The organism is Clostridium lacusfryxellense (assembly GCF_018861735.1).
In the GTDB taxonomy this organism is placed as follows: Bacteria; Bacillota; Clostridia; order Clostridiales; family Clostridiaceae; genus Clostridium_AD; species Clostridium_AD lacusfryxellense.
Map to the genome: position 1 here is coordinate 1 of NZ_JAHLEB010000093.1, position 9,548 is coordinate 9,548.

Here is a 9,548-nt window from a genome sequence, read left to right on the forward strand (position 1 = left end):
GGTGTTCTCACCTTGCTTTAGGTTATTCTGCGACTCATTTGTATAATTACGTTTGCAACCAGTGAAAAATAATAGGGGCATTGCCATGATAATGGTAATTAATCTTATTGCTTTAAAATCAATCATAATTTTCACTCCTCATAATTTTTTGATTATATTTATAGTTCCCAATAAGGAACAAAAGAAACCTAATTTTTTATAGTAGTTAACATTACTCCTTTTGATGTATTACAACTTTTACAAGTTAATTGAAAGTTTGACGGATCATTAGAACCACCTTTCTCTAATGGAATTATGTAATCATAGTTTATTTTACTATCTGTACTAATCAGACAAGTTAAATCTTTACCACAAGTCTGACATATCCCTTTATCTCTAAAAAATACACCGTTTTTCAACCATTTAGGTAAATGGGTACACCGTTTTACTATTCCATCTTTTTCGAGATATATTTTATATTTATCTGGTTTCATGTCTTTTATTATCTTAGAAATGCTTTCATTAAACTTTTTTAAAAGCCCTTTATCCATATATAAAATTGTGAAAATTTCTTCTACAATAATTGGCGTTAACTTATAGTATAATTCAATTAGTTGCGAATAATATTCTTCTTTTAGTTCGATATTATTTTCTTCTTCTTCCGTCATATCAGTATAATCTATGTTATAAAATAAAAGAGTATCAATTACATTATCTATTATACTTTCATATCCAGTTTTTCTTATAGCATAATCCAGTTCATCCTCATGAATAAATTCAATATAATCATGTAATAATGTTTTTTTATTAGGCACAAGTATTTTTTCTAAAAATTCATCATTTTTATTTTCAAAGAAATTAAATGGATGCAATTCATTAATTATATAAGTAGTTAAAGGCATAGTTGTTTTAAAATTAAACTCTTTAAAATTCATTTGTCCTCCCTAAAATATTCAAGATTTCGCTACATTAGAAGTCGTATCATAAGATTGTGTTTCTATTCTATGAATATAAATTATATTTAGATTATACAAATAGAATATGTAGATTTTATAAAGATAGATACAGTGATTTTTTTCGCATCAGGGCTTTATACGAAATACAACTGAAAGCATGACTTTTGAACATGGTCTAAATAATGTTGTAGATGCGCTAATTGGTTAATACAGCATTTTAAGACACGTGTCTATGCCCTCTATACTCTTTAAAATGCATAAACCATAAATGTGGACAATCTTCATAAGAACTACATAAGTTTATGATAAATTCTCTCTGTGTCTTATGTATTTTAAAAGAGTGAGAAGGAGATGTAATAATGAAGAATGCCCTGAGGAGTATCGCAATTGTAATTACTTTAATTTTAGCTTCAAATGTGACAGCACTAGCGATCCCAACAAATGAGAAGTTACAGCAGCAGAAGGATTCACTAACGAAAATTCAAGATGAGAGGGAAGCAATTGAAACTAGACTAGAAGAGTTTGATAATGAAATTGAAAAAATCATGACTAAGACAGAAGAGAATAAAGTGAAAATACTCCAAACTGAAAAGGCGATTGAAAGTGCAGCTGCGAGAGCTAAACAGGTTGAAAAGGAAAACCTAAAGGAACAAGAACTATTTAATAATAGGATGAGAATCATGTACATAAATGGATTTGATGGGTATATGAATGTAATACTTGAGTCAGAGAGCTTTGGAGATTTTATATCTAGAGTAGAAAACATAAAAACCGTTATTAAATTTGATAAAAAAGTAGTGGCGGAGTTTAAAATCTCCCAAAATAAATTAATTGAAAAGCAGAAAAGTTTAAATATTACAAAGGAAGTACTGCTGAATTTGCAAGTAGATAATAAGCAGAAGCTTGATAACATAAACGTTACTAAAAAATCACAAAATAAACTGATAACTGAACTAAAGAGAAAGGAAATTGTCTCTAAAGAATTACATAATAAATTGATAACAGATCTAAAAAACAGTAAGGAAAATATTCTTGTAGCACAAATAAATGAACCTGAAGTGTCAGCAAGTAAAGGCATAACAAAAATAAATGAAATAAGAAATTCAGCACCTAAATATACACCTTCAAGAGGATCAGCTCCTATATCAAGTAATGCTATAATTGCCTACGCTTCTAACTTCCTTGGCACACCATATTTATGGGGTGGAACAACGCCTTCGGGATTTGATTGCTCAGGATTTACACAATACGTATATGCGCATTTTGGGATATCGGTAGGAAGAGCCACCTTTCATCAAATAAAAGACGGTGTACAAGTATCTAGAGACAACCTTCAAGCTGGCGATTTGGTGTTCTTTGGAACGTTTGCAAATCCTCATCACATGGGTATCTACGTTGGGGATAATAATTATATACATGCTCCTCACACAGGAGATGTGATTAAAATATCACCAATGGGAAGAAAAGATTATGTAACTGCCAGAAGAGTAAAATAAAAAATACATATATTGTGCAAAGTACAGTTTTGAAGTTTTTTTAATGAACTCTGCACAATATATATTTTTAACTGGATTTTACTTTAACATTATTAACTCCTTAAATAATATGTTTTTATATTGTGATAAATATTAGGTAATCATAATAATGAGTAAATTCAAATATGTCAACTATTAAATTTAAAAAGGGGTTAATTAAACGTGAATAATATATTAATTATTGAAGACGAAGAAAAGATTTCAGAAATACTAAAAGCATATCTTGAAAAAGCAGGCTATATTGTTTATTGTACTACAAAAGGTATGGAAGGTATAAAACTTTTCGAAAAAATTAAATTTAACTTAGTTATATTAGACCTAATGCTGCCTGACATATCTGGTGAAGAGGTTTGTAACGTACTAAGAAAAATTTCTGAGGTGCATATATTTATGCTTACAGCAAAGAGTACTTTAGAGAATAGAATAGAAGGATTAAATTTAGGAGCAGATGAGTATCTCGTTAAGCCGTTCAGCCCACGAGAACTAACTGCAAGAGTAAATTCTTTATTTAGAAGGCTTAATGTAAATGAGTGTGAAACAAAAATTTATAATAATGGTGATCTAGAAATTAATTATGAGAAAAGAATAGTTAAAGCGCGTGGCCAGGAAATATATCTTACACCAAATGAATTTGACATAGTACATATTCTATCATCTAATGAGGGAAAAATATTTACAAGAGAAAAACTGATTGAAAGAATTATGGGAATAGATTTCCAAGGTTTTGATAGAACAATAGATGTACACATTAAGAATATACGTAAAAAGATAGAAGAGGACACCAGAAATCCTAAATACATATTAACTGTAACTAAAATTGGTTACAAATTTGGTGGTGATTAATTTATGAGAAGCATAAACTTTATGCAAAGCATAAGAAGAAGATTAAGTATTATTTTGGTATGTACCGCTATATTAGCACTTTTATTATCTACGCTTTTTGTAAATATAACAATATCAAGAACCTTTAACAAGTATTTAGTTGAGACACAAAATAAGAGGAATATTAGAATAGTTAAATATTTAGAAGAAGTATACAAAAAAAATGGTAAGTGGAATGAAAAGTCAGGAATAGAAATTATGCATGAAGCCTATATGAGCAACTATTGTCTTACTCTTAAGGAGGAAAATAAAAAAATTATCTGGGGAATGGACCCTAATGACTTGACACAAAATCCTAACGTTCATATGCACATTAAAAATGAAGGAGTTTATACTACAAACACCTTTGAAATAAGATCTAATAGCAAAATTGTAGGATATGTAGAAATAGGACAATATGCTCCAGTACTATTATCCGAAGAAGATGTGAATTTCAAAACTTCAATAAATGAGAGTATTATTATAAGTGTTGTACTTTCAATCTTAATAACAATAATAATAAGTATGTTTATTTCAAAGCAATTTTCCACCCCTCTTAGCCAAATTTCAAAGATTTCAGTTTATCTTTCAAACGGAAATTATGGAGAAAGATCACATAATAAGAGTAATATTTTAGAGCTTGAAGATTTAAGAAATAGCATAAATACGCTTGGAGAAAAGCTTCAACATCAGGATTTGCTTAGAAAAAGGTTAATATCAGATATTTCCCATGAAATTAGAACACCACTTAATATTCTTCAAAATAATTTTGAAGCTATGATTGATGGTATTTTTCCAGTAGATAATGACAGATTAACTTATCTTAATGAAGAGGTTATTAGATTTGGAAAGCTTTTAGGCAATTTAAATACCTTAAAAGAGGTTGAGGCGGAGGAAATAGCGCTAAGTATGGAAATAATTGATTTGAAGGATACTCTTTCTTCAGTTGTAAATGATTTTAAAGTAATAGCGGAAAATAAGAATCTTAGCATGTCATTAGAATATAGCACTAGTAAACCATGTAACATTTTAGGAGACCGTGATAAGATAAAACAGGTAATAATTAATTTACTTTCAAATGCAGTTAAATTTACTCCAGACAAGGGTGAAATTAATATTACTTTAAAAGAATTAAATGAAAAAGTAATATTAAAAATAGAAGATACAGGCATTGGAATCAATGAGGAGGACTTACCTTATATATTTGAAAGGTTGTATAGAGGAGATAAAAGTAGACATGAAATAGAAGGCACAGGAATAGGACTCACCATTGTAAAGAATATATTGACACTTCATAAGGCAAGTATAGATGTGAAGAGTAAAGGAGGAAAGGGATGCGATGTTACCGTCTACTTTAATAGATTATATTAGCTCAAACATAAGTTTGACTATAGTAAAAGCTATTGTTTAAGCTACATGTGAAGTTAATACGAATGGTGCATTAACTGACGAAAGTTTTTTATTCTTACGTTGACCAAATCAACATTGAATCCTGACAAATAACTTGTTGGATTCAATATTTTTTTTGAGTATATCTTTATACCATCTACACATCTCCTTAGTATAATTAGATAAAGAGGTGACCTATGAGTATTAAAAGACAAGAAATTAAAGTTTACAACATGACCTGTGCTTCCTGTGAAGCTAGAATTGAAAAAGCTTTGATGAATATACAGGGAGTGACTAAGGCAGTAGCTGATTACAAGAGTGAAAGTGTATTTGTACAATATGATGATGAAATGTGCAATATTAAAGAAATTAAAGAAGTTATACCAAAACTAGGCTATAGCACAGAAAATTCAGGGAATTTTAGAATTGCTGGCATTCTAATAATAATTCTTGCTATTTTTCTTATAAGCAAGGCTGGTAACAGCTTTAACATGGAATCTAAGCTAGAAAATGCATCTTATTTAGTTCTATTTGTAGTCGGTGTTTTCACTTCCCTACACTGCGTGGGTATGTGTGGCGGCATAATGTTATCACAAAGTATAAGAGCAGAAAATAAGACTAAATTTCAATCTTTAAAACCTGCTATATTTTATAATTTAGGCAGAGTGATATCATACACTATTCTTGGTGGACTTGTTGGAGCTCTAGGTTCTGTTTTCTCACTTTCCTTACCATTTAAGGCTGGACTTCAAGTTTTAGCTGGACTTTTTATGATTATTATGGGACTCAATATGTCTGGATATAGTCTCTTTAGAAGATTTAACATAAAATTACCAAGGCCCGCCTGCAGTATTAAAAAGAGTGGAAAAACTCCTTTTATTGTAGGTATATTGAATGGGTTTATGCCTTGTGGACCGCTTCAAACTATGCAATTATATGCTCTTGGCACAGGTAGTGCGGTACTTGGTGCTACTTCAATGTTTATATTTGCGCTTGGCACAGTTCCTCTAATGCTTGGATTTGGTGCTATTTCTGGTATGCTAAGTAAGAATAGCACTAAGCAACTTGTAAAAGTTGGAGGAATTCTTATAGTTGTTCTTGGAATTATTATGGGTAATCGAGGACTAGCTCTTGCTGGCATTAATATATCCCCTATGGCCTTAATGCGTGCTGCTCATGGGCAGAATAACGCTGCTAAGGAGCCTAATTCTCCTGGAAACACTTCAAAAGCTACTCTTGAAAATGGAGTCCAAATAATAAATATGACTGCAACTGCTAGTGGATACACGCCTAGTGTACTATATGTGCAAAAAAACGTACCTGTTAAGTGGGTAATAAATGGAGAACAGCTAACTTCTTGTAATAATTCTATCGTTGTTCCTTCTATGAATATAGAAAAAAAATTAAAATCAGGTGAAAATATCATAAATTTCACCCCAGTAGATGAAGATATAAACTATAGTTGCTGGATGGGTATGATAGGTGGAGTAATTAAAGTAGTAGATGATGTTAATGCTATAGATACTTCAAGTGATCAAGCTCCAAGTGGTGAAACTGAAACTAGTTCTGCTTCTCCTGTTAGACCTAGTATATATGGCACTGATTTAACTAAAACCCCTATAGATATCTTAGTTAAAAAAGCCAAGGTAAATAATAACATTCAAAGTATAGCTATAAGTGGAATTGGTTATGAACTTTCTCCTATTATAGCAGTAGCAAAGAGTGGTCTTAAAACTAATTTATCTATTGACTTAACAAAGTTTGATAACACGTCGGGATCATACTCAATAATTGCCCCTGACTCTAAACCTATTGCGACCTTTCAAGGCAAAAAAGGAATTAATAAGTTAGAGGTAACCTTTGATAAAGCCGGCGTCTATGGAATTATTAAAGATAACACTACACTTAGCCTAATAGATGTATCTGAGGACATTGAACCTATAGTGCTTGAAGAAGTAAGGGATAAGTATCTAAAATAATTTAATTAAGATAAGTTATAGCTTCTTTAATGGCTATCTTTATATAATCTACACAACTTGTTGCTATAATGTGTATAAATAGTTCACTTACTGCACATGTGATTAACATATACAGATAGTATTTTCTGTTTTATTAATCATTAATGCAATATATATTTTGGAGTTTTTCAATATTAAATAAATTCAATAATAAGAATTTTAAGGAGGATTACTATGAAAAAAATACTTTCAGTATCTGCATTAGTTATAACCTTATTATCTGTATCTACTCAGGTTTTCGCTGCAAGTCATGTATCTGAAATGGCGACTACAAAGGGTGGAAGACATGTAGCTGAATGTGCTCAAATGATGGATAAAGGTGTATCAGAATGTGCAAAACTTATGGAATGTAAATAAAAGTTATGAACGTAAAAGCTAAGGGGTACCTTAGCTTTTTTTTGTTGCACCCAAAATATTCGCAATTTTAAAGATTCCCATTGTTTTCATATCACAAAGCATTTTCATTTAACTTTTAAGACTCCAATTGTAATATACATGCGTTCTTCACATCTATACCTTATAATTATTCTCAATAAGAGTCTATATAAATAATTGTAATTAAATCCTCACCTCTCAGATTGCGGCCTCTTCACTTTTTCTTCATAACATTTTGTTATAATTAATTCAAGAAGAACATATGATATAAAAATTTTACATAAACTTAGGAGAATATCATGATACGTAATAAAAAAAAATTTCTACATGCAATTTTAGCCACTTTAATTATTTTTCTATTTTATAATTTGCCAATATATTCAACTCAATCTAAAGATCTACTGGCTCAGCAGAAGTCAGATAATGATGTAGTTAGCTCTGAAACAACCATAAGTGACCCAGCATCACCAAAGAAAATTCTGGTTTTAGATGCAGGTCACGGAGGTTATGATCCTGGCTCAATCGGTTCTAAAGGAATCATGGAAAAAGATATTACTTTAGCTATAGCTTTAAAGGTTGGTGTTATTCTAAAGGAGAACAATATTGATGTAGTTTATACTCGTAAAAGTGACGATGTAGACTGGCCGGCAAATGTAAAGCAAGACTTAGCAGCTCGGGCAGATATATCAAATAACCGCCAGGCAGACCTTTTTATAAGTATACATCTCAACAGTTTTAAACAGGAAAACGTCAAAGGTACTGAGACCTTTTATAGCAATGAAAGTTTAAAAGGAAAAGAAGTTGCCCAACTAATCCATAATCAAATTATTAAAGATGTGGGATTGGTTGATAGAGGAACAAGAGGAGAAACTTTTTCAATATTTAGGAATGTTAAAGCGCCTACCGTACTGCTAGAACTAGGATATATCAGTAACAAGAATGATGAAATGTTGCTTAATAACTCTTATTATCAAGAAAAACTTGCTAAAGCAATCGCTGAGGGAGCACTCAATTATATAGATCCTTAATCAGTACACATAAATATAGCTCAAGAATTTTTTAGATTCTAGACTTATTTTTAAGGCAACTATAGTAATAATTAATTATTATGCTTTTAGGTTCTTCATATGGTCTTCATATACGTAACATATAATGTAATTAAAGTATGATTGTTTTCTGAATTATAGAAAGCATCTTGGAGGGTTAAGTATGAATTGTAATGAAGATAAAAAAAGTAAGCAAAGCAATAAACATAGTCCACTAAAGCACATGGTTCATATGGCTATTTGTTGTGGCTTACCTATAGCTATTCTGTTTTCTTTGCCACTTATAATAAAGGTTAGTCCCAGTATTGGTAGTGTAGTTGTGAGGATATTGCCATTTATATGCCCAGTAATGATGATTTTCATGATTCCAATGATGATGCGTGGTAGCAAAAAAGGAAGTTGTTGTGACAATACCAATGTGGATAAGAAAACACTTGAGGTTAAATAATATACTCTTCTTCATCAATCAAATCCACATAATAATTAGGTATTATGTGGATATAGATATGAAAAACGCTAAAAATCTTGTGATAATGCTATTGTAGAGGCATGGTTCTGGATTTAAATTAAAATAAGCAGAAAAAGATAATAAAAGCAGTGGAGATCAAATAGTTATGAGCTATAAATTGAAATAACTTATTTTATTATGTTTATATTATATATTTTAAGGTACATAATATAAACATATACCACCCCCTATATGGGGGGAGTAAGGAGGTATTTAAATGAATAAAGACCAACTGCAAGCAATTCAATCACTCAAAACATCAAGAGGGCAAATTGATGGAATAATTAAGATGATGGAAGATGGTAGGTATTGTATTGATGTATCAAATCAAATAATTGCAGCACAGTCCCTACTTAAAAAATCAAATATGTTAATTTTAAAGCAACATCTTAATCATTGTGTAAAAGATGCATTTATAAATAATACAGGTGAGGACAAAGTTGATGAAATAATAGAATTACTTGCTAAATTAATTGGAAATAAATAATAGGGAGGTAAACTACATGGAAGATAAAGTACTTAAAATAGAAGGAATGACCTGCTCTGCTTGTGCAAAAGCTGTTGAAAGAGTATCAAAGAAGTTACCTGGTGTGGTAGAGGCAAATGTAAATTTTGCTACAGAAAAATTGAATATAACTTACGATGAGTCAAAAATTAAATTATCAGAAATACAAAGTGCAGTTGAAAAAGCTGGGTACAAATTACTAGTCCAAACAACTAATAAAACATTAAAGCTAGAAGGAATGACTTGTTCGGCCTGCGCTAAGAATATAGAAAGAGTAACAAGAAAACTTAATGGAGTAGTAACTGCTGATGTAAACTTTGCAACTGAAAAATTAACTGTTTCCTTTGAACCATCACTGGTTAGAACATCAGATATA

At 30.6% G+C, this 9,548-nt stretch carries 10 protein-coding genes; 9 read left to right on the forward strand and 1 reads right to left on the reverse strand.

Translation table 11 applies throughout. The annotated features are described in order from the left end of the window. Positions 1–188 precede the first annotated feature (188 nt). Entirely contained in the window at positions 189–914 is a 726-nt protein-coding gene (locus KPL55_RS24755) for an HNH endonuclease (protein ID WP_216309427.1), read from the reverse strand. Positions 915–1,294: 380 nt separating this feature from the next. Here KPL55_RS24755 and KPL55_RS24760 point away from each other — a divergent pair, with 380 nt between their 5' ends. From KPL55_RS24760 to KPL55_RS24800, 9 genes are all read left to right on the forward strand, one after another. Further along, complete coding sequence (locus KPL55_RS24760) at positions 1,295–2,431, forward strand: C40 family peptidase (protein WP_216309428.1); 1,137 nt, start codon at positions 1,295–1,297, stop codon at positions 2,429–2,431. A gap of 201 nt (positions 2,432–2,632) precedes the next feature. Further along, positions 2,633–3,313: a response regulator transcription factor gene (locus KPL55_RS24765; protein WP_216309429.1), complete on the forward strand. Its 681-nt coding sequence runs from the start codon at positions 2,633–2,635 to the stop codon at positions 3,311–3,313. A gap of 21 nt (positions 3,314–3,334) precedes the next feature. Further along, positions 3,335–4,702 carry a sensor histidine kinase gene (locus KPL55_RS24770; protein ID WP_216309436.1) on the forward strand — a complete coding sequence of 456 codons (1,368 nt, stop codon included), beginning with the start codon at positions 3,335–3,337 and terminating at the stop codon, positions 4,700–4,702. 215 nt (positions 4,703–4,917) lie between these two features. Next, the gene (locus tag KPL55_RS24775) at positions 4,918–6,699 is read left to right on the forward strand and encodes an urease accessory protein UreH domain-containing protein (protein ID WP_216309430.1); all 1,782 of its coding nucleotides are present in this window, start codon (positions 4,918–4,920) and stop codon (positions 6,697–6,699) included. Between the two features lie 213 nt (positions 6,700–6,912). Next, positions 6,913–7,095: a hypothetical protein gene (locus KPL55_RS24780; RefSeq protein ID WP_216309431.1), complete on the forward strand. Its 183-nt coding sequence runs from the start codon at positions 6,913–6,915 to the stop codon at positions 7,093–7,095. Positions 7,096–7,412: 317 nt separating this feature from the next. Next, positions 7,413–8,141 carry an N-acetylmuramoyl-L-alanine amidase family protein gene (locus KPL55_RS24785; protein ID WP_216309432.1) on the forward strand — a complete coding sequence of 243 codons (729 nt, stop codon included), beginning with the start codon at positions 7,413–7,415 and terminating at the stop codon, positions 8,139–8,141. 181 nt (positions 8,142–8,322) lie between these two features. Further along, positions 8,323–8,607, forward strand: a complete 285-nt coding sequence (locus KPL55_RS24790) for a hypothetical protein (RefSeq protein WP_216309433.1) — start codon at positions 8,323–8,325, stop codon at positions 8,605–8,607. Positions 8,608–8,884: 277 nt separating this feature from the next. After that, positions 8,885–9,154 carry a metal-sensing transcriptional repressor gene (locus tag KPL55_RS24795; RefSeq protein WP_216309434.1) on the forward strand — a complete coding sequence of 90 codons (270 nt, stop codon included), beginning with the start codon at positions 8,885–8,887 and terminating at the stop codon, positions 9,152–9,154. Positions 9,155–9,170: 16 nt separating this feature from the next. Continuing rightward, on the forward strand, positions 9,171–9,548 hold a 378-nt coding region (locus tag KPL55_RS24800; protein ID WP_216309435.1), incomplete at its 3' end, for a copper ion binding protein.

Excerpts from the sequence above, each read along its gene's own strand:
- KPL55_RS24795 (WP_216309434.1), top strand. The coding sequence starts at position 8,885 with ATGAATAAAGACCAACTGCAAGCAATTCAATCACTCAAAACATCAAGA.
- KPL55_RS24760 (WP_216309428.1), top strand. The coding sequence starts at position 1,295 with ATGAAGAATGCCCTGAGGAGTATCGCAATTGTAATTACTTTAATTTTA.
- KPL55_RS24770 (WP_216309436.1), top strand. The coding sequence starts at position 3,335 with ATGCAAAGCATAAGAAGAAGATTAAGTATTATTTTGGTATGTACCGCT.
- KPL55_RS24785 (WP_216309432.1), top strand. The coding sequence starts at position 7,413 with ATGATACGTAATAAAAAAAAATTTCTACATGCAATTTTAGCCACTTTA.
- KPL55_RS24790 (WP_216309433.1), top strand. The coding sequence starts at position 8,323 with ATGAATTGTAATGAAGATAAAAAAAGTAAGCAAAGCAATAAACATAGT.
- KPL55_RS24775 (WP_216309430.1), top strand. The coding sequence starts at position 4,918 with ATGAGTATTAAAAGACAAGAAATTAAAGTTTACAACATGACCTGTGCT.
- KPL55_RS24755 (WP_216309427.1), bottom strand. The coding sequence starts at position 914 with ATGAATTTTAAAGAGTTTAATTTTAAAACAACTATGCCTTTAACTACT.
- KPL55_RS24780 (WP_216309431.1), top strand. The coding sequence starts at position 6,913 with ATGAAAAAAATACTTTCAGTATCTGCATTAGTTATAACCTTATTATCT.